Below are 18,804 nucleotides of genomic sequence, written 5' to 3'. Positions count from 1 at the left end.
GCGCCCATGACGTATCGTATCGCGCTTGCCTGTTTGATGATTGCCGCGCCGGTCCATGCCGATGTGACCGGGCCCGGAGGCAAAGTGATAGACTGTTACTGTACCGACAGCACCGGTGGCCGGGTCGAGCTGGGCCAGTCGATCTGCCTATTCGTCGATGGGCGTGCCTTCATGGCCCGCTGCGAGATGAGCCTGAACGTCCCAATGTGGCGCGAAACGGGCGAAGGGTGTGTGTCAGCGCAGGGAACCCCGCAGTGTTTCGTTCCATTGCCCAACCCGGTCGCGGTTGACCCCAAGATCTGATTTGCCAATCACCAGATGTGCATGAATGTGCAAGTTGTCATCTTCCAGCCAGATCCGCGTCACATCCGGAAAACCAAACCCACGCGTGCGGGTTACAAAGCTGTTGCCGGTATCTGTGGCGACTTCGGTCGTCCGCGGGGTCTGCCGCACGATGTCTAGAAGCTTGGCGACGGTATCCTTTGGAAGATCAGACAGAGGCAGGACATATTTCGCCCCGCCCGGCATCTTGTGAACGCCTACCACATCGGGTCCGGGCGTCGAGGTAAATCGATCCGCATCAATCGGGGTTAGCCGTGCATAGATCGCTACTGCGCAGGCAAGGATCACCGGGGCGGCGATCAGGATGAGGATCAATTTCATGGGGGGCTGCTCCTAGGACTTTGACCGGCCAGATATAGGACGGATACGCGCCGAAACAGCCCCCAGATCAGTATGACATAACGTCAAGTATGACACGCCCGAAACGGGGGAAACCGTTCCGGGCGTTGCTTGCTATCTTTCTGAAAGAAAACCTATTTGCGCCTGTTATAGGCCCAGAGGTTCAGGATCTCCATCGCGATATGCGCGCCGGCAATTGCGGTGGCGCCGGTCGTGTCAAACGGAGGGGACACCTCGACCACATCGCCGCCCACCACGTTGATCCCAGCCAGATCGCGCAGGATGATCGACGCCTGGCCCGAGGTCAGACCGCCCCACACGGGCGTGCCCGTTCCGGGCGCAAAAGCCGGGTCCAAGCCGTCGATGTCGAAGGTCAAATAGGTCTTGTTGTCACCCAGAATGGATTTGATCTTTTTGACCACTGCGGCGGGGCCGGTTTCATGCACCTCGCGCGCGTCGATGATGTTTACACCCAACGTGTCCTCGTTGGTGGTGCGGATCCCCACCTGAACCGAACGGCTGGGATCGATCAGCCCCTCTTTCACCGCTTTATAGAACATGGTCCCGTGGTCCACCCGGCTCATGTCATCATCGGGCCACGTGTCCGTGTGTGCGTCAAACTGCAACAGACTGAGCGGCCCATGCTTCTTCACATGCGCCCGCAGGATCGGGAAGGTGATGTAGTGATCGCCACCCAGCGTCAGGCAGGCCGCGTCTTGGTCAAGGATCGAGGTAATGTGCGCCTCAAGCACCGCCGGAAACTGATCGATGCGGGCATAATCAAAGGCCAGATCGCCGTAATCCGCGACCGCAAACTCCGACAGAACATCGAAGCCCCAGCCATAGGCGGGATCCGGAGATTGCAGGCTCGACGCATCGCGAATGGCGCGTGGGCCAAGGCGCGTTCCGGGGCGGTTTGTCACCGCTTGATCAAATGGAATCCCCGTGACGGCGATGTCCACATCCGACAAGTCCTTGGTGTAGGTGCGACGCAGGAAGGACCGCACACCCCCAAAGGTGTTTTCAAAGGAAAGCCCTTTAAATCCTTCGCGTGTGATCGCGGTATCCACCTGTTCGGCGGCGTCTTCCAATGCCATTTTGACCTCCTTGTTTGGAGGATCCCTAGCACAGGTTACCGCACGACGCCAGCAATTTGATCATATTTTATGCGACCGGATTTAGCCGCTCGACCAGACGGGCGAAAAAGCTGGATCCATAGGCTGCGACCTCGTCATCGAAGTCAAACTTCGGGTGATGCACCCCCGGCCCCTCGCCCTGCCCGAGGAACAGATAGGCACCGGGGCGTTCTTCCAGCATGTAGGCAAAGTCCTCGGCCCCCATCTCGCGACCCGAGGCATCGTCCACACGATCGTCCCCCGAAATCTCACGCGCGGCATCGGCCGCCTTCTCCACTTCGGGCGCGGTGTTGATCATCGGCGGGTAGCCAAGCTCGTAATCAATATCGACTGTCACACCAAAACTGGCTGCGTGGCCTTCCACAATCTCGCGAATCCGGGTTTCGACCATCTTGCGCACCTCAGGCGTGAACGAGCGGATCGTGGCGCCGAACCAACCGCTTTCGGGGATGACATTATCCGCCGTCCCGGCATGGATTTCCGTGACCGAGACCACAAGTTCGTCCAGTGGACGTAGGTTGCGGCTGACGATGGTTTGCAGCGCTTGCACCATCGCGACCATCGCCGGGATCGGGTCCACGCATTCATGCGGATAGGCCCCATGCCCGCCGACGCCCGTTACCGTCACACGCAGCGTATCCACCGCCGCCATCATCGGGCCGGGTGTAGAGACGAAATGACCCAGCTCGATCCCCGGCATGGTGTGCAGGGCGTAGACCTCGGAAATGTCGAAACGCGTCATCATGCCTTCGTCGCACATGTATTTGGCGCCCCCGAAATTCTCTTCGGCGGGCTGGAAGATAAGCGCCACCCGCCCCCTGAAATTCCGCGTTTCGGCCAAATAGCGCGCGGCCCCCAGCAGCATCGTGGTGTGCCCGTCATGGCCGCAGGCATGCATCAGCCCCTCATTCTGCGAGGCATAGTCGAGCCCTGTCAGCTCCTCCATCGGCAGTGCATCCATATCGGCGCGCAACCCGATGGTCGGGCCATCCCCCTGCCCGTTGATAATCGCCACCACGCCCGAAACGCCGATTTGCGGGTGGATCTCATCCACGCCGAATTCCCGCAGGCGGTCGCAAACAAACGCCGCTGTCTGGTGACACTCCAACCCAAACTCGGGGTTCTGGTGCAGATGACGGCGCCAGCCCTTCATATCTTCGTCAAAATCAGCGATACGGTTGATAACAGCCATGGGGCCCTCCTGAATTGGGTCGAAGGTTTCCTGAATACGGGGCAAATGCAATGACCAAAACGTCCGACCAGCTTGTACACGACCCGAACGGCGGCATGGACCGCCTACGCGAGATCATGCGCCGTTTGCGTGATCCCGACACGGGCTGTCCGTGGGATATCGAGCAGGAATTCCGCACCATTGCGCCCTATACGATCGAGGAAGCCTATGAGGTCGCCGACGCGATCGAGCGCGAGGCGTGGGATGAACTGAAGGGCGAACTGGGCGATCTGCTGTTCCAATCCGTCTTCCACGCCCAAATGGCCGAAGAAAAGGGCCTGTTCAGCTTTGACGATGTGGCTGACACGATGTCGGACAAGATGGTCGCGCGGCATCCTCATGTGTTCGGGGACGAAAACCGCGACAAGTCGGCCGAACAGCAGACCCGCGACTGGGAAACCATCAAAGCCGCCGAACGCGCGGCGAAAGCCCAGCAAGGCGTCTTGGACGGCGTGGCCATTGGCCTGCCCGCCCTGCTGCGCGCGGTAAAGCTGCAAAAACGCGCCGCGCGTGTCGGCTTCGATTGGCCCGAGATCAGCATGGTTCTGGACAAGATCACCGAAGAAGCGCGCGAAGTGGCCGAGGCCCGCGATACGTTGGGACAAGACGAGCTGCGCGAAGAAATCGGCGATCTGCTGTTCGTCGTCGCCAACCTCGCCCGGCATCTGGATGTCGAGCCCGAGGAAGCGCTGCGCCACGCCAATGCGAAGTTCGAACGGCGCTTTAAGGGAATCGAGCGCCGGTTAGCTGTCGAGGGAAAAACACCCGAGCAATCCAATCTGGAAGAAATGGACGCGCTTTGGGAGGCCGAAAAAGCCGCTGAACGGGCTGCGCAATAACCTGCGACATTTTCCCCGATTATTTTTATCAGGTATTGACCCGAGCGAAAGACTCGGGTTTAAGCGCCCCATCGAAACCAAAGGAGATCCGCGCGATGAAATCTGTTCGCACGCTTGCCATGGCCCTTGTTGGCGCCACAGCCCTAACCCCCGCCGCCGCAAGCGCTGACGAAGTGAATGTCTATTCCTTCCGCCAGCCCGAGCTGATCCAACCCCTGATGGACGCGTTTCAGGAAGACACCGGAATCACGGTGAACGTGGCGTTCTTGAAACAAGGCGTGGTTGAACGCCTGCAGGCCGAAGGCAAACGCAGCCCCGCTGACCTGATCATGACGGTCGACATCTCGCGTCTGGCAGGCGTGGTCGAAGCGGACCTGACCCAGCCGGTCCAGTCGGACGTTCTGGAAGCCAACATCCCCGCGGCTTACCGCGATCCGGGCGACCAATGGTTCGGCCTGACCTCGCGCGCACGTATCGTCTATGCCTCGAAAGACCGCGTGGCCGAGGGCGAAATCACCACCTATGAAGACCTTGCCGACCCGAAATGGAAGGGCCGCATCTGCACCCGCTCGGGCACTCATAGCTATACGCTGGGGCTGGTCTCGGCCCACCTGACCCACCATGACACTGCCGCGACTACTGCATGGCTGGAAGGTGTGAAAGCCAACCTCGCCCGCAAACCGCAGGGCAACGACCGTGCGCAGGTCAAGGCGATCTGGGCAGGCGAATGCGACATCTCGATCGGCAACACCTATTACATGGGCAAAATGCTGGCCGATGAAGAGCAGAAAGAATGGGCCGACAGTGTAAACGTCATCTTCCCGGTCTTCGAAGGCTCGGGCACTCACGTGAACCTGTCAGGCATGGCGCTGGCCAAGCACGCGCCGAACAAGGACAACGCCATCAAACTGATGGAATTCCTGTCCTCGCCAAAAGCGCAGGAAATCTATGCCTCGCAGAACTATGAATACCCGATCGCACCGGGCACGCAGGCAGATGCCGTCGTGACCAGCTGGGGTGAGTTCACCGCAGACGGCGTGAACCTGATGGAAGTCGCCGGCAACCGTGCCGAGGCTCTGAAACTGGTGCAAGAAGTCGATTTCGACGGCTAAGCACAGCCCGCTGTATAGAAGAAGGTCAAGGCAATCCTGTCTTGGCCTTCTTTGCTTTTATGCGTTTCAGTCTTCAACAAGCGTGAGGTCTGAACGCTGGCGCATAAGTGCGAGGTCGGACAGATACCGCGCCCTCAAATTCTTCGCGTGGTCAGAGTGCAACTGCACGAACGGACGCTCCGCCACCTTGTCCGCAAATGCATCATAGATTGCGCGTTTTTCGTCCCAGAAAAGCTTATTCCCAGCCCGCCGCTGGCGCTGAATTTCGAACAAGGCTGCATCCGGAAAGCTTATATTCGTGCGCCCTTCGCTGGGCGTCAGACCGGCCATATCCAGATGGGGGCAGAGCCGTCCAAGCAGCGCAAGGTCATCACGCTTGCGCCTGTACGGAACCACCAACAGCTTTTGGGGCCGGAGTTCAGCCAAGATGGCCTCGACCACAGCAGGCCAACCGCCTTCAAAATTTGCCTGACGATGGCGCACATCTTCGTAGCTGGGCATGACATGGGTTTCAGCCCTCTTTCGAAAAGCGGATTCGAACAGCGTGTCATATGAACGGATCATCAACATGACGTTGCCAATTGCCGCGGGGTGAAGAACCATCCTTAGTAGGCGCATCCGTTCGCGCACATTGGGATAAAACCGCCCCTGCTCGAAGGATATCATGCCCCCGATGAAATTCTCTTCTGACAAGAGTGCCTGATGATACTCACCCGTACCCAGCACCGGCGCGAGATCAGCGCGGTTCTTCGCAATCTGCGTTCTCAGCTGAGTTGGGCCCTCCAACGCTGCGTGGTCCAGATGTGCGCGCAACTGCCCATTCGGGACGCGGCTACGTTCTGGAAAACCAAGGCGCAACCCCTGTGCCTGAAGTGCTGCCGCATTGGCACTTAGGACCATCTGAAAGGCGGTCGAGCCGGTCCGGTGTGCGCCCAGGTGCAGATGCACGTATCGAAGTTGCCTCATCGGAAAACCCTTACCACTGCCATCTGCCTCACATGCCCAAACTTATCGCAGCATATCCTTCAGATAATGCCCGGTGTGGCTTTCCGCGACCTTCGCCACTTGCTCGGGTGTACCTTTGGCCACCACCGTGCCCCCACCGTCGCCGCCTTCCGGTCCAATGTCGATGATGTGGTCCGCGGTCTTCACGACGTCCAGATTGTGTTCGATCACCACGACCGTGTTGCCCTGATCCACCAGCTCATGCAGCACCTCAAGCAGTTTGCGCACGTCCTCGAAATGCAGGCCGGTGGTGGGTTCGTCGAGGATATAGAGCGTTCGACCGGTCGAGCGCTTCGACAGCTCTTTGGACAGCTTCACCCGCTGCGCTTCGCCGCCCGAAAGGGTCGTTGCTTGCTGACCGACCTTGATATAGCCCAATCCGACGCGCATCAACGAATCCATCTTGTCGCGGATCGAGGGCACGGCTTGGAAGAATTCCTGCGCGTCTTCGACAGTCATGTCCAGCACATCAGCAATAGACTTGCCCTTGAACTGCACCTCTAGCGTTTCCCGGTTATAGCGCGCGCCCTTGCAGGTTTCACATTGCACATAAACGTCGGGCAGAAAGTGCATCTCGATCTTGATGACACCGTCGCCCTGGCAGGCCTCGCACCGGCCACCCTTCACGTTGAAGCTGAACCGGCCCGGCTTGTAGCCGCGGGTCTTGGCCTCGGGCAGGCCTGCGAACCACTCGCGAATGGGCGTAAACGCCCCGGTATAGGTCGCTGGGTTCGAGCGCGGCGTACGCCCAATGGGGCGCTGGTCGATGTCGATCACCTTGTCCAGATGCTCAAGCCCTTTGATGGTTTCGCAAGGCGCTGGCGTCTGGCGCGCCCCGTTCAAGCGCATCGAAGCGGTCTTGAACAGCGTCTCAATCGTCAGCGTGGATTTCCCGCCACCCGACACGCCGGTCACGCAGACAAATTTGCCCAGCGGGAAGTCGGCGGTCACGTTCTTCAGGTTGTTCCCCGTGGCTTTCTTCACGGTGATCTTCTTGCCGTTCCCCTTGCGCCGCTTCTTCGGCACGGCAATCTCGCGTACGCCTGTAAGGTACTGACCGGTAATCGAATTCTCGTTCTCGGCAATGTCCGTGGGCGTCCCTTGAGCGATGATTTCGCCGCCATGAACCCCAGCACCGGGGCCGATATCCAGAACGTAATCTGCCTCGCGGATCGCTTCTTCATCATGCTCCACAACGATCACCGTGTTGCCCTGATCGCGCAGGTTCTTGAGCGTCGTCAGCAGCCGGTCGTTGTCGCGTTGGTGCAATCCAATGGACGGCTCGTCCAACACATAAAGCACGCCCGTCAGGCCCGAACCGATCTGGCTGGCCAGCCGGATCCGCTGACTTTCGCCACCCGACAGTGTGCCTGAATTGCGGCTGAGCGTCAGATACTCCAAACCCACATTGTTCAGGAACCCCAGACGCTCGCGGATCTCCTTCAGGATGGCCCGCGCAATCTCGTTCTTCTGCGCGCTCAGATGGTTCGGCGCGTCTTCGACCCAGGCTAAGGCCTCGCGGATCGACATCTCGACCACCTGCCCCACATGCAAAAGCTGGTCGCCCGAGCCGATTTTCACGGCCAATGCCTCGTCCCGCAGGCGATACCCACCACAGGCCCCACAGGGGCGGTTGTTCTGATACCGTTCAAATTCCTCGCGGATCCAGTTCGAATCCGTCTCGCGATAGCGGCGCTCCATATTGGGGATGACGCCTTCAAAGCTGCGCGTGACCTCATAGACACGCCCGCCTTCGTCGAAGCGGAACTTGATCTCTTCTTCACCCGAGCCATAGAGGAACACCTGCTGCACATGGGCGGGCAGGTCTTTCCATGGCGTGTTCTTGTCAAACTCGTAATGTTTCGCAATCGATTCAATCGTTTGCAGGAAATAGGGCGACTTGCCCTTCCGCCACGGCGCCAATGCCCCGTCATACACCTTCAGCGTGGCGTCCGGCACCACAAGGCGTTCGTCAAAGAACAGCTCTTTACCCAGCCCGTCGCACTCTGGACAGGCCCCGAAGGGGGCGTTGAACGAAAACAGTCGCGGCTCGATCTCGGGAATGGTGAAACCGCTTTCCGGGCAGGCGAAATTTTCCGAGAAGGTGATGACCTCCGGCTCGCCCTCGCGCGGGGCAGTTTCGAAATGGGCGATCCCGTCCGCCAGATCCAGCGCGGTGCGGAAACTGTCCGCCAGACGTTGCTCCATCCCTTCGCGCACGACCACACGATCCACAACAACATCGATATTGTGGCGGTATTTTTTGTCGAGCGTCGGCGGTTGGTCCAGCTCATACATCTCGCCATTCACTTTGACGCGCTGGAAGCCCTTCTTCTGAAGCTCTTGAAATTCCTTGCGATATTCGCCCTTCCGGTCACGCACGATCGGGGCCAGCAGATAGGCGCGTGTGCCCTCTTCCATCTGCATCACGCGGTCCACCATATCCTGCACCTGCTGCGCTTCGATGGGCAGGCCGGTGGCGGGCGAAAAGGGCGTCCCCGCGCGGGCAAAGAGCAGACGCAGATAGTCGTAGATCTCGGTCACTGTGCCGACGGTCGAACGCGGGTTTTTGGACGTGGTTTTCTGTTCAATCGAAATGGCCGGAGACAGCCCCGCGATGTGATCCACATCGGGTTTCTCCATCATATCAAGGAACTGGCGCGCATAGGCCGACAAGCTTTCCACGTAACGCCGCTGCCCTTCCGCATAGATCGTATCGAACGCCAAAGAGGACTTACCAGACCCCGACAGACCGGTGATCACCACCAGCTTGTCGCGCGGAATATCCACGTCAATGGACTTCAGGTTATGCTCGCGCGCGCCGCGGACCTGGATTTCTTTCAACTCGGCCATTCTGACCCCCAATTCACACTTCCCTAACGGTTAGGGCAAAGGCCGCGGCGAGACAATCGAAAAGTTAGAACATTACAAGAACAAGCTGACAGCCACTGACGGGATTGACATTACATTCCTTTTCTTGAATATTTAATCCGTGAAAGAGTTGAACTGCACGCGCTGTCCTCTATATCCCTTCTCAAGACGCGCAAGCGAAATAGGAGCATGACATGTTTGGTTTCATGATGGGCGGGGCGAAGATGGACCCGCGTGAGGCGGTCGCGAAAGTCCTAGCAGGCGAGATCAACCTGATCGACGTACGCGACCATGGCGAAGTGCAGATGACCGGCAAAGCCAAGGGGGCTGTGGTGGTGCCCTTGTCCGTGATGCCGTTTCAGTGCGACCCGAAAGGCCCGGACTTCAACAAAGACATCGACACCTCGAAACCCGTGGCGCTGTACTGCGCATCCGGAGCACGTTCAGCGCAAGGTGCGCAGGTGTTGAAACGCCTGGGCTTTGACGAGGTCTATAACATCGGCGGCTTGGGTCACTGGCATCAAGCCGGTGGAGAAATCACCCGCTAAGACACCCTTCCCTTTAACGAAATGAGAACCGCGCTGGTTTTGCCAAGCGCGGTTTTTCTTTGCCCAAAATTCATTCACCCCAACAGTTGACTGAGCAATCACACAGTGTTATTCATCCATATGGTTGAACGAAATGATACGGACCTTCTGTCCACGGTTTTGAAAGCGGCGTCAGACCCTAAACGCCGGTCCATCCTGACACTGCTTGCTCAGGAAGGTCCGCTTCGGATCACCGATATCGCCGCGCGTTTTGACATCAGTCTGAACGCGGTCTCGAAGCACATCAAAGTGCTGGAAACCGCTGGGCTGGTGACACGCCGCACCGAATGGCGCGAACATCTGATCGAGGTTCAGATGGGCCCACTTTCACTTGTCGATCAATGGTTTAACGAACTCCGGTCGATCTGGGCGCTGCGCCTAGACGCCCTTGAAGCTGCCCTGAAGGAGGACGACAATGACTGAGCTTTCCCTGGAAATCACCCGCCACATCCCGCACCCACCCGAGCGCGTTTTTGACGCCTGGCTGGACTCAGAACTGCTGGCCAAATTCATGGTGCCTGGCCCGGGCGTGACCATTACCGAAGCCAAGGTCAACCCAAAGGTCGGCGGCCAATTCCTGATCATGATGCGTGTACCCGAAGCAGGTGACCTGCCCCATACCGGCGCGTATCGCGTGATCGACCGCCCCAACCAACTGGCCTTCACGTGGGTCTCACAAAACAGCCAAGAGGATTCGCTCGTCACGCTCGACTTCGCGCCGAAAGATGGCGGCACCGACCTGACCCTGCGCCACGTCCGCTTCCCGTCAGAACAGAGCCGCGATGATCATAACGGAGGCTGGAGTCGCATTCTGGACGCGCTTGCAGGGCTTGAAGTCGCGGCGTGATCCATCGGAAAATGCAAAAAAGGCCGGGCGATTGACCCGGCCTTTTCTTCTTAATTCACAGCACCTTACATGTGGATGACGCGGTCGTAAGCGTCCAGCACAGCCTCGTGCATGCTTTCCGAGATTGTCGGGTGCGGGAAGACCGTATGCATCAGCTCTTCCTCGGTGGTTTCCAGCGTCTTGCCGACCACGTATCCCTGGATCATCTCGGTCACTTCCGGGCCAACCATATGGGCGCCCAGCAGCTCGCCGGTTTTCGCGTCGAACACGGTTTTGATCATGCCCTCAGGGTCGCCCATGGCAATGGCCTTACCGTTGCCGATGAACGGGAAGCGACCGACCTTGATGTCATAACCCTGCTCTTTCGCCTTGGCTTCCGACAGACCGACCGAGGCGACCTGCGGGTGACAATAGGTACAGCCTGGAATGCTTTCCGGTTTCACCGGGTGAGCGTGCAGACCGGCGATCAGCTCGGCCACCATCACGCCTTCATGGCTGGCTTTGTGGGCAAGCCACGGCGCACCGGCGATGTCACCGATCGCATAAAGACCATCCACGCCAGTCCGGCAATGGGCGTCGGTCACAACGTGGGTGCGGTCGATCTTCACACCAAGCGCTTCCAGACCCAAACCTTCCACATTGCCAACGATGCCAACAGCGGAAATGACGGTGTCGAACTCTTGCTTCTCGACCTTGCCGCCAACCTCGATATGGGCGGTGACTTTGCCTTTGGCGCGGTCCAGCTGCTTGACCATGGCTTTCTCCATGATCTTCATGCCTTGCTTTACGAAAGACTTCTTGGCGAAGGCCGAGATCTCGGCGTCTTCCACGGGCAGCACGCGGTCCATCACTTCGACCACGGTGGTGTCTGCGCCCAAGGTGTTGAAGAAGCTTGCAAATTCAATCCCGATTGCACCGGAACCGATGACCAGAAGTTTCTTCGGCATGCGCGGCGGATTCAAAGCGTGCTTGTAGGTCCAGACCAGATCGCCGTCAGCTTCCAGCCCGGGCAGTTCGCGGGCACGGGCGCCGGTGGCCAGAACGATGTTCTTGGCGGTCAGCTCTTCGGTGCCTTTCTCGGTCTTGACCGAGACCTTGCCCTTGGCGGGGATCGTCGCCTCGCCCATCACCACGGTGACTTTGTTCTTCTTCATCAGGTGGCCAATGCCGCCCGACAGTTGAGCAGCGACGCCACGGGAGCGTTTCACGATGGCGGGCAGATCGTAGTCAATGTTGCCAGCGGACAGGCCAAATTCCTTGGCGCGGTGCATCAGGTGGAACACCTCGGCCGAGCGCAACAGCGCCTTGGTCGGGATACACCCCCAGTTCAGGCAGATGCCGCCCAGATGCTCGCGTTCAATGATGGCCACTTTCTGACCCAGTTGTGCGGCCCGAATGGCTGCAACATAACCGCCCGGCCCTGCGCCGATTACGATCGTATCAAAACTTTGTCCTGCCATCGGTGGCTCCTCCTCATCAAGATAGTTTGGCATTAAACTATTTTGTTCAACGGATCAATTACCTCAGCGAAACCCTGCTATTCGCTCAGCGAAAACCGGAAAATCCGCTTTTATTCTTCGTCGCCTTGCAGCTCGTGCAGGATGTGACCATAACCGCCATCGTGGATAAATGCCTCCTCATCCGCACTGCTGTCGCGCCCAAGCGCCTGATTTCGATAGGGAAAACGGCCAAAACGGCGGATGATCTCGCGATGGACGCGGGCGTGAAGCGTATCCCCTGCCCCGCGCGGATCAGACATGCGGTCTTGCATCAATTCGATGCAACGGTCCTGCATCGCCATCTCTTCGCTATGCATGAAGGGCATATAGAAGAATTGCCGCGTGGGCAGATCGATCTGCAAATCCAGCCCGTTGTCGATTGCGCGTTCGGCACAAGCCAGCGCTGCTGTGTCCGTCGCAAAGGACCGCGCATCGCCGCGAAACATATTCCGCGGGAACTGGTCGGTCAGGATCAGAAAGCCCAACGCGCCCTCAGCCGTGTCTTGCCAGTGGTCCAGCGCACCGGTGCGCGCAGCCTCCCAACTGGGCAGGAATCTGTCGCGGATGGCGTTATCCAGTTCTTCCGTGCCGTTATACCAGCCCTCGGGCCCGGTATCGTCGACCCAGAAACGAATGATGTTCTGTGCAGTTGCCATGCAGTCCTCCCGTACCGATAACCCTAACGGGCCGGGTGAACTCTGCAAGCCCTGCGATCAGCTCTCGTCTTCGTCGCTTGCTTCTGCCTCTTCGGCCCAGAACTCCTGCGCCATGTCGACTGCCACGGGGGAGGCAGCAGGCGCCATGGTCACAAATGCACCGGTATCTTCCGGCGCAGGTGCCGACCGCTGGGTCGAGCGCCACAGGCCATAGGCCAGAAGTGCCAGAAGCAAGACAGCCATGTAGGACCAGAAACCGCTTGGACCAACCACGCCCATCACCCAGCCCGAGATGATCGGACCTGCAATGGCCCCAATCCCGTTGATGAAGATCAGACCGGCCGAGGCGGCGGGCATGTCATCAGGTTCGAGGAAGTCGTTCACATAGGCCAGTAGCAATGCATACAGCGGGTTGGTCATACCGCCCATCAGGAAAGCCGCAGCCAGAAGTACGGTATAGTTTGACGACAAAAACACCGGTAGGAACCCTGCCCCGGCGGCCACCGCCGTGACGATGAGGATCAGGAAACGGCGATCCATCCGATCCGAGATCCAGCCAATCGGATACTGCAGCACCAGCCCTCCAATATAGAAGGTCGACACAAAGCCCGAGATCTGCGCGACACTCAGCCCTGCTTGTTGTCCAAAGACCGAGGCCATGCCGAACTGCGCCGAGAACACGCCGCCAAGCAGGAAAAAGCCAACGCAGCCCAGCGGGGAAATCGTATAGAGTTCGCGCAGGCTCAGACCTTTGGTGGTTTCAAAGGCAGGGGTCGGGTTCACAGACAAAAGAATCGGCGCAAAAGCGATCGACACCAGCACCGAGGGGATGATGAACAGGATGAAATCCTGCGGATCCCCAAGTACCAACAGGCCCTGTGCCGCAATAATCCCGACCATCTGCACAAACATATAAAGCGACAGGGCTTTGCCGCGGTTCGCGTTGTCAGCAGCGTTGTTCAGCCAGCTTTCGGCAGTGACATACACGCCCGAGAAGCAGAACCCGACCACGACGCGCAGAAGCGTCCAGGCAATCGGATCGTTCATTGCCGGGTACAGGATCAGAACGGCCGAGATGAAGGACCCAAGTGCCGCAAAGACCCGAACATGGCCAACACGTCGGATCATGGTCGGCGCCATGCGCGATCCGAACAGGAAGCCCGCAAAATAGCCGGACATGACAAGCGACAGCTCGAAGGTTGAAAAGCCTTCAAGCCCACCACGAATACCCAACAGCGTGCCCTGCACACCGTTGCCAACCATCAAAAGCATGACGCCCAACAACAGCGCCCAAGAGCTTGCCAGAACCTGAAGCATGCGACCCTCCGCAAATCTAAGAGGTTCAGTGTAGCCGAAGGCGCTGTCCGGAAAACGCTTTTTCGCGACCTTACGGGGTCGCGTTCCGGCCTCTACGCCCCCTTGGGCAGCAGAAGCGAGCTGTCGCCGTAAGAAAAGAAGCGGTACTTTTCAGCGATCGCATGGGCATACACATCGCGCATCCGCTCGGTCCCCATCATCGCTGAGACCAGCATCATCAGCGTTGATTTCGGCAGGTGGAAATTGGTCATCAGCCCGGCGGCAATTGAGAATTCGAAGCCCGGCGTGATGAAGATATCGGTTTCGCCGGTCCAAGGCGCGATCTGCCCCTTCGCCACCGCTGCGCTTTCAATCAGGCGCAACGCGGTGGTACCCACAGGGATCACACGACCACCTGCGGCGAGGGTCGCGTTGATCTGATCCGCCGCGGTCTGACTGACCTCGCCCCATTCGGCATGCATCTTGTGTTTCGAGACGTCATCGACCTTCACGGGCAGGAAGGTGCCTGCTCCGACATGTAGTGTGACGTGGGTCAGATCGACACCCGTCGCTTCGATTTCTGCCAGCAAATCCTCATCGAAATGCAGCGACGCCGTGGGTGCAGCGACCGCGCCGGTGTTGCGGGCAAAGACCGTCTGATAGTCTTCATTATCTTGCTCGTCCGCCGCGCGTTTCGCGGCGATATAAGGCGGCAAGGGCATCTTGCCCGCCTCGGCAATTGCCTCGTCAAACGCGTCACCTTCTAGATTGAAACGCAGTACAGCCTGATCGTCGTCGCGTCCGAGGAACTCGGCGCTCAGCGCGTCCGAGAACGCGATCACGTCGCCCTCTTTCAGCTTGCGCAGCGGTTTGGCCATCGCGTGCCACTGCCCCTGCCCATCCGGCGACAGAAGCGTGACTTCGATATTGGCAACACCTTCGCCGGGCGCTTGCCCCGGACGGGTACGCGTGCCGAACAGACGCCCGGGGATCACCTTGGTATCATTCAGAACCAGCCGATCCCCTGGACGCAGCCAATCGGTCAGATCACCCACATGGGCGTCGGTCAGTCTGTCCGGTGTCGCCACCAACAGACGGCTCGCGGTGCGCGGCCGCACGGGGCGTGTCGCGATCAACTCTTCAGGCAGGTCGAAGTCAAAATCACTCAGTTTCATGGCCGCGCACATAGGTCTGATCCGAACAAAGGTCAATCATTCGGGACGCGGCGGCGGGTCACGGCGGAAAATATCGCGGAAGAATCCCGGCGTGAACACCGACAATGGATTAACCGAAACATCTGGCGCAGATGCAGTTCCACCCAATTGATAGTTAAATCCGATCAGCCCTTCCCCCTTGCGCGCAAAAAGCTGGCCCGCCGAGTTCACGACATAGAACGGAGAAATCACCCCCTGCATGCGCAGCTGCTCGGTCCCGAGATAATAGTATCCGTCCATCGAGATCCCCATCGAATGCCCCGAGGCCGAACTTTCATAAATCGTGACCTTTTCAGGATCCAGTCGGAACCGCGCATCCACATCGGTGAAGGGTATGCCCTGCCCGCCCAGCTGCTGCAACAACCCTATGACCGAGATCGCGGAAAGAAGCTCGGCCATTGCTGGCGCGTTGTGGACGTCAAGATTATTGGTGATCTTCAGGCTGCCTTCATACACACCCTTCCCGCCCGCAGGGGTCAGGATCAACTCCATATCTCCGCCTCTGGCGGATTTGAATAGCCCCGCCTCGCGCATGACCGCACCGGCATCTCGTGCGTTAATTCGAAACGCGGTGCCGTTCGGTTGAGGCGCAGCGACGCCTTGAATGACCGGCTTTCCCGAAACGCGCCCTTCGAACTGTCCTGACAAGCCGGTCGCGCCGCTGGTCAGAACCGCCTCGAACGGGGTCAATACAATTCCCTCAGATATGATCAGCCGGTCCAGCCTAAGGTCGATCGGCGTTTGCCCCTGCGACGCCGTTTGGCCGCGGTTCGCCCCGACCGAAGCACCGCGCAGATCAATCGTGCCGCCATTGACGGTCACGGCAACCGGCACCCCTTCGCCACGCCCGGTCAGCGTTACTTGGGCATCCAGCCATCCGCCCAGCTTGACTCGGTCAAAGACGGCCGTGTCAAATCCACCGTCTGGATGCAGGTTGATCCGCCCCGCTGCAGAAAGCCCCGGAGCCGTAAGCGCCAACTGATCAATTTGCGGTGCCGTGCCCAGATCCGCCGTCAGAGTGATCTGCCCATCTGCATCTTTGGACTTGGACCATCCCAAAGACGGAATGGACAATCCCACGCCGTTTAAATCGCCCTCAAGCGTCAACCGGGGCGGAGCATCCGTGTTCAAAACAATCTTATAGTCGCCACGTCCTTCGCCGCGAACTGTGCCTTCGGGCAGGCCGACCTTGAAGACCTCAAGCATCTGGGTGTTCAAAGGGAAACGCCCCGTAACGGTCGAGGGGCCCGTTGCTTTACCAGCTTCGAATGGCAGCTTCCAAAGGCCCGAGACCGGCAGCCCAGACAGGGTACCCTGCCCTTTAAGGCTAAGCCCGGCCCCATCAAAGCGCATCGTCGCGTTGGGCAGTTTCAGCGCGTGGCCCGGAATGATCTTGGCACTTTCGACATCTCGAAGATCAGCGCTCAGATCATACTTAATGGCACTACGGGGCGCCTTGGGCTGCATCTGAACGTCAACTCGTCCACGGATCGTCGCACGTCCCGTGGCCATCTCCGGCCCCATCTTGCCATCGCTTGTTCGAAACACTTGGAACGGCTTCGAATTCAAAAGGTGAAGCGCCGCCGTCACGGGTCCCGAGACGGACAGATCGACCTCGGCCGGCACGGGGCGCACGGGAAGGTTGGGATCCGCATCTGCCGGGCGCGGTTTACCCATCTTCGGAATGACAAACGTCGTCCCGCTAACATCCAGAACCCCAGCAATACGCCCATCTGGCCTGCGCGGGTGGACAACACCCCGATCCGCCACAACGGACAGGCGGCGACCCTCGATCACCAGACGCCCATCCGCGCTCTCGATGGGCTGCATGTCTTTCACCGCCCGGATCATCATATCCTGATAGGACGCCGAGAGGTTCAGGTGCGCGGGCGCGTCGCCTCGTTTGCGCCACGCAATGGCGACATCATGGAACTGCCCGCCCGAGACATTGTCGCGGATCCATGTCCTGACACGCGCACTGCGCGCCTCGGGCCACAAGGCGACCACCTGATCCGGGGTCACCTTCTCGGCCCGGCTGTCAAAACCCAAGGACCACGCTCCACCATCGACCGCGATCCGCCCTGAACCCGCGATATGGCGATCTTCATGGGTGACATAGGCCTGCCCGATATCCACCTCAAACGGATCCAAACGCAGCCGGAAATCTGCCCCCCCATGCCCCAAAAGGACCGTGTCTTCAAACAATTCAGAGGGATTCACTTTCGCCTCGGACAGTTGGATTTGCCCGATCATCTCGGTCGGCCAGCCCCCGGCCCACCCACGCAGATAGGCGTGCCCCTCGGCGCTGGCCTGCACCCAATCCGACGACAGCGACATTTCCGAGAAATCCATGCGCTCCCGTTCGGGGTCATAGTCGATATACACCCGGCCACCGTTAAATCGGGCGGGTTTGGCCCCGCCATTCGGGGAAATCGCGCCCGCGCCAAACTCCAAAAATCCCGCCAGATCCGAGACCGCCCCCTCGTCGTCGACCACCGTCAACAACTCGCCCGAGATTGGCGCATCCACGATCCCAAGAAACGTCAAAAGCGGCGTTTGCGCGGCGATATCTGCCGACAGCGCGTTCTTGAACCGCGCCGTGAATTCGGCAGCAGACGAGTTTTTGGCGCTGCGAAACTCTAGCACGGTCTCGGCCAGCGTTTCGGTTTGGTTAAAGACATCAAAAGACACCGACATGCTGACGTAATCGGCATCCTGCGTGATGACCAAAGCCCCGTCCGTCACCTGCCAGATCCGTCCGGTGCGTGCATCCTCCAGTGTGATGGTCAGGGCATCGGCGCGGATCTCGTCGGTATGAGACAAGGCGCCGCCAGCAAAGACCTGGTCAATACGGTCAAGAACGCTTGCGAAGTCACCGCTTGCCCCAACCCCCTGCCCGAAACTAAGTGCAAATGCACCATCAGCTTGTCGCCGCACGGTGATTTGCGCCCCGGATAGCTCAAGCGTTGCGGGCTCCAATCGGCCTGACAGCACGGGCAGGACAAAAACCGAGCCCTCGACCGCGTTCAGACGACCGATCTCCAACCCAGTTTTGTCGCGCACGCCCAGATCCACCAAACGCAACCGGGGCCGACCGTTTCCGGAAACCCCCAACTCGATCCGCGCAAGCGACAGAGTCACCGCATCGGATTGGTCGTTCAACCGCTCCTCCACTGTCCGCGCCACCCAATCCGGCATCGCAATGACCCGGCCCGTGGCCGACATGGACACCAGCACCAAGAACAGGGCCACGGCCACGAACATCAAGATTGTCCAAACGCCCATACGGCGTTTGAGTTTACGCGATGACGTGCGGTCCGATGCGGACGGGGCTGAGACCTGCGCCGCCGCGCTTTCCCCGGGGGGCTCACGGGACGGGACGACATCAAGCGGCGCCGCCTTTGGCGCATCGCTCTTCGAAGGCTGTAGGTCTTGGGGCGTTTTCCTCGCAACGGCAGGCTCTTTGGGCGCAGGTTTGGCAAGGTTTCTGGCTCCGAGCGGCCGCCGCACGTGCAACAATGCCTGCTCAATCAACCCACGCAGCGGCAACCTGCGCGCGCTGGCGGCCAGCACCGCAGCCTCGGCCTGCTCAACCGACAGATCCTCGGGCGTATCAGACCCACGTGACGCCGCCTTTGGCGCACCACCTTCCGGGGGTACGCCAGTCAGGTCATCTTCTGGCGTTTTTTCACTGGTCATTTTGCCTGTCGGACCGGCTCTTGCAGCCCCCTGTATTTTCCATCATTCTGCCCAAAACAACGCGGCGGCGAAAGGCTTGAATAGGGGTAAGTACCCGATTTCTCTCGCTTCGACCGGTGCAATACCGCAAA

At 59.3% G+C, this 18,804-nt stretch carries 16 protein-coding genes; 6 read left to right on the top strand and 10 right to left on the bottom strand.

Annotation, left to right across the window (positions count from 1 at the left end):
- Positions 1–6 precede the first annotated feature (6 nt).
- On the top strand, positions 7–303 hold the full coding sequence (locus tag Q0677_RS03760) for a hypothetical protein (RefSeq protein ID WP_298905989.1): 297 nt from the start codon (positions 7–9) through the stop codon (positions 301–303).
- Here Q0677_RS03760 and Q0677_RS03755 read toward each other — a convergent pair.
- The 3 genes from Q0677_RS03755 to Q0677_RS03745 form a co-directional block, all read right to left on the bottom strand.
- Positions 235–663, bottom strand: coding sequence for a DUF1499 domain-containing protein (locus Q0677_RS03755; RefSeq protein WP_298905986.1), 429 nt, complete (start codon positions 661–663; stop codon positions 235–237). The two genes, Q0677_RS03760 and Q0677_RS03755, sit on opposite strands and share 69 nt — an antisense overlap.
- Before the next feature lie 152 nt (positions 664–815).
- Positions 816–1,778: an agmatinase gene (gene speB, locus Q0677_RS03750; RefSeq protein WP_282064697.1), complete on the bottom strand. Its 963-nt coding sequence runs from the start codon at positions 1,776–1,778 to the stop codon at positions 816–818.
- A 67-nt stretch (positions 1,779–1,845) separates the two neighbouring features.
- Positions 1,846–3,009 (bottom strand): M20 aminoacylase family protein, encoded by a 1,164-nt coding sequence (locus tag Q0677_RS03745; RefSeq protein WP_298905983.1) that lies wholly within the window; start codon positions 3,007–3,009, stop codon positions 1,846–1,848.
- A 50-nt stretch (positions 3,010–3,059) separates the two neighbouring features.
- Here Q0677_RS03745 and mazG point away from each other — a divergent pair, with 50 nt between their 5' ends.
- Together mazG and Q0677_RS03735 are read left to right on the top strand one after the other, a co-directional pair.
- Positions 3,060–3,887 carry a nucleoside triphosphate pyrophosphohydrolase gene (gene mazG, locus Q0677_RS03740; RefSeq protein ID WP_298905980.1) on the top strand — a complete coding sequence of 276 codons (828 nt, stop codon included), beginning with the start codon at positions 3,060–3,062 and terminating at the stop codon, positions 3,885–3,887.
- Positions 3,888–4,006: 119 nt separating this feature from the next.
- Positions 4,007–4,999, top strand: coding sequence for a Fe(3+) ABC transporter substrate-binding protein (locus Q0677_RS03735; protein ID WP_298907476.1), 993 nt, complete (start codon positions 4,007–4,009; stop codon positions 4,997–4,999).
- Between the two features lie 66 nt (positions 5,000–5,065).
- Here the strand turns inward: Q0677_RS03735 and Q0677_RS03730 are convergent, their stop codons facing one another.
- Both Q0677_RS03730 and uvrA read right to left on the bottom strand, forming a co-directional pair.
- On the bottom strand, positions 5,066–5,812 hold the full coding sequence (locus Q0677_RS03730; protein ID WP_298905978.1) for a hypothetical protein: 747 nt from the start codon (positions 5,810–5,812) through the stop codon (positions 5,066–5,068).
- 195 nt (positions 5,813–6,007) lie between these two features.
- Positions 6,008–8,857, bottom strand: a complete 2,850-nt coding sequence (gene uvrA / locus Q0677_RS03725; RefSeq protein ID WP_298905976.1) for an excinuclease ABC subunit UvrA — start codon at positions 8,855–8,857, stop codon at positions 6,008–6,010.
- A gap of 212 nt (positions 8,858–9,069) precedes the next feature.
- On the opposite strand from uvrA, the gene Q0677_RS03720 reads away from it, so the two are divergent.
- From Q0677_RS03720 to Q0677_RS03710, 3 genes are all read left to right on the top strand, one after another.
- Positions 9,070–9,423 carry a rhodanese-like domain-containing protein gene (locus tag Q0677_RS03720; RefSeq protein WP_133488773.1) on the top strand — a complete coding sequence of 118 codons (354 nt, stop codon included), beginning with the start codon at positions 9,070–9,072 and terminating at the stop codon, positions 9,421–9,423.
- A gap of 120 nt (positions 9,424–9,543) precedes the next feature.
- Positions 9,544–9,885 (top strand): metalloregulator ArsR/SmtB family transcription factor, encoded by a 342-nt coding sequence (locus tag Q0677_RS03715; protein WP_282064693.1) that lies wholly within the window; start codon positions 9,544–9,546, stop codon positions 9,883–9,885.
- On the top strand, positions 9,878–10,309 hold the full coding sequence (locus Q0677_RS03710) for an SRPBCC domain-containing protein (protein ID WP_298905969.1): 432 nt from the start codon (positions 9,878–9,880) through the stop codon (positions 10,307–10,309). Before Q0677_RS03715 ends, Q0677_RS03710 begins: the two co-directional genes overlap by 8 nt.
- Before the next feature lie 65 nt (positions 10,310–10,374).
- Here Q0677_RS03710 and lpdA read toward each other — a convergent pair whose 3' ends face one another.
- The 5 genes from lpdA to Q0677_RS03685 all read right to left on the bottom strand — a co-directional run bounded on the left by lpdA (position 10,375) and on the right by Q0677_RS03685 (position 18,673).
- Positions 10,375–11,769, bottom strand: a complete 1,395-nt coding sequence (lpdA, locus tag Q0677_RS03705) for a dihydrolipoyl dehydrogenase (RefSeq protein WP_298905966.1) — start codon at positions 11,767–11,769, stop codon at positions 10,375–10,377.
- A 110-nt stretch (positions 11,770–11,879) separates the two neighbouring features.
- On the bottom strand, positions 11,880–12,464 hold the full coding sequence (locus tag Q0677_RS03700; RefSeq protein WP_298905963.1) for a DUF924 family protein: 585 nt from the start codon (positions 12,462–12,464) through the stop codon (positions 11,880–11,882).
- A 57-nt stretch (positions 12,465–12,521) separates the two neighbouring features.
- Complete coding sequence (locus Q0677_RS03695; protein WP_298905961.1) at positions 12,522–13,781, bottom strand: MFS transporter; 1,260 nt, start codon at positions 13,779–13,781, stop codon at positions 12,522–12,524.
- A gap of 92 nt (positions 13,782–13,873) precedes the next feature.
- Positions 13,874–14,935, bottom strand: coding sequence for a tRNA preQ1(34) S-adenosylmethionine ribosyltransferase-isomerase QueA (gene queA / locus Q0677_RS03690; protein ID WP_298905958.1), 1,062 nt, complete (start codon positions 14,933–14,935; stop codon positions 13,874–13,876).
- A 36-nt stretch (positions 14,936–14,971) separates the two neighbouring features.
- The gene (locus Q0677_RS03685) at positions 14,972–18,673 is read right to left on the bottom strand and encodes an AsmA-like C-terminal region-containing protein (RefSeq protein ID WP_298905956.1); all 3,702 of its coding nucleotides are present in this window, start codon (positions 18,671–18,673) and stop codon (positions 14,972–14,974) included.
- Positions 18,674–18,804 lie beyond the last annotated feature (131 nt).

This window comes from uncultured Aliiroseovarius sp., from assembly GCF_947492455.1.
GTDB lineage: Bacteria > Pseudomonadota > Alphaproteobacteria > Rhodobacterales > Rhodobacteraceae > Aliiroseovarius.
The sequence above is the reverse complement of the archived record's forward strand: the minus strand, read 5'-3'. Positions and strand labels throughout refer to the sequence as shown.

Coding starts and splice junctions, on each gene's coding strand:
- Q0677_RS03700 (WP_298905963.1), bottom strand. CDS start 12,464: ATGGCAACTGCACAGAACATCATTCGTTTCTGGGTCGACGATACCGGG.
- Q0677_RS03685 (WP_298905956.1), bottom strand. CDS start 18,673: ATGACCAGTGAAAAAACGCCAGAAGATGACCTGACTGGCGTACCCCCG.
- Q0677_RS03695 (WP_298905961.1), bottom strand. CDS start 13,781: ATGCTTCAGGTTCTGGCAAGCTCTTGGGCGCTGTTGTTGGGCGTCATG.
- uvrA (WP_298905976.1), bottom strand. CDS start 8,857: ATGGCCGAGTTGAAAGAAATCCAGGTCCGCGGCGCGCGCGAGCATAAC.
- Q0677_RS03760 (WP_298905989.1), top strand. CDS start 7: ATGACGTATCGTATCGCGCTTGCCTGTTTGATGATTGCCGCGCCGGTC.
- lpdA (WP_298905966.1), bottom strand. CDS start 11,769: ATGGCAGGACAAAGTTTTGATACGATCGTAATCGGCGCAGGGCCGGGC.
- Q0677_RS03735 (WP_298907476.1), top strand. CDS start 4,007: ATGGCCCTTGTTGGCGCCACAGCCCTAACCCCCGCCGCCGCAAGCGCT.
- queA (WP_298905958.1), bottom strand. CDS start 14,935: ATGAAACTGAGTGATTTTGACTTCGACCTGCCTGAAGAGTTGATCGCG.
- mazG (WP_298905980.1), top strand. CDS start 3,060: ATGACCAAAACGTCCGACCAGCTTGTACACGACCCGAACGGCGGCATG.
- Q0677_RS03745 (WP_298905983.1), bottom strand. CDS start 3,009: ATGGCTGTTATCAACCGTATCGCTGATTTTGACGAAGATATGAAGGGC.
- Q0677_RS03715 (WP_282064693.1), top strand. CDS start 9,544: ATGGTTGAACGAAATGATACGGACCTTCTGTCCACGGTTTTGAAAGCG.
- Q0677_RS03755 (WP_298905986.1), bottom strand. CDS start 663: ATGAAATTGATCCTCATCCTGATCGCCGCCCCGGTGATCCTTGCCTGC.
- Q0677_RS03720 (WP_133488773.1), top strand. CDS start 9,070: ATGTTTGGTTTCATGATGGGCGGGGCGAAGATGGACCCGCGTGAGGCG.
- Q0677_RS03710 (WP_298905969.1), top strand. CDS start 9,878: ATGACTGAGCTTTCCCTGGAAATCACCCGCCACATCCCGCACCCACCC.
- speB (WP_282064697.1), bottom strand. CDS start 1,778: ATGGCATTGGAAGACGCCGCCGAACAGGTGGATACCGCGATCACACGC.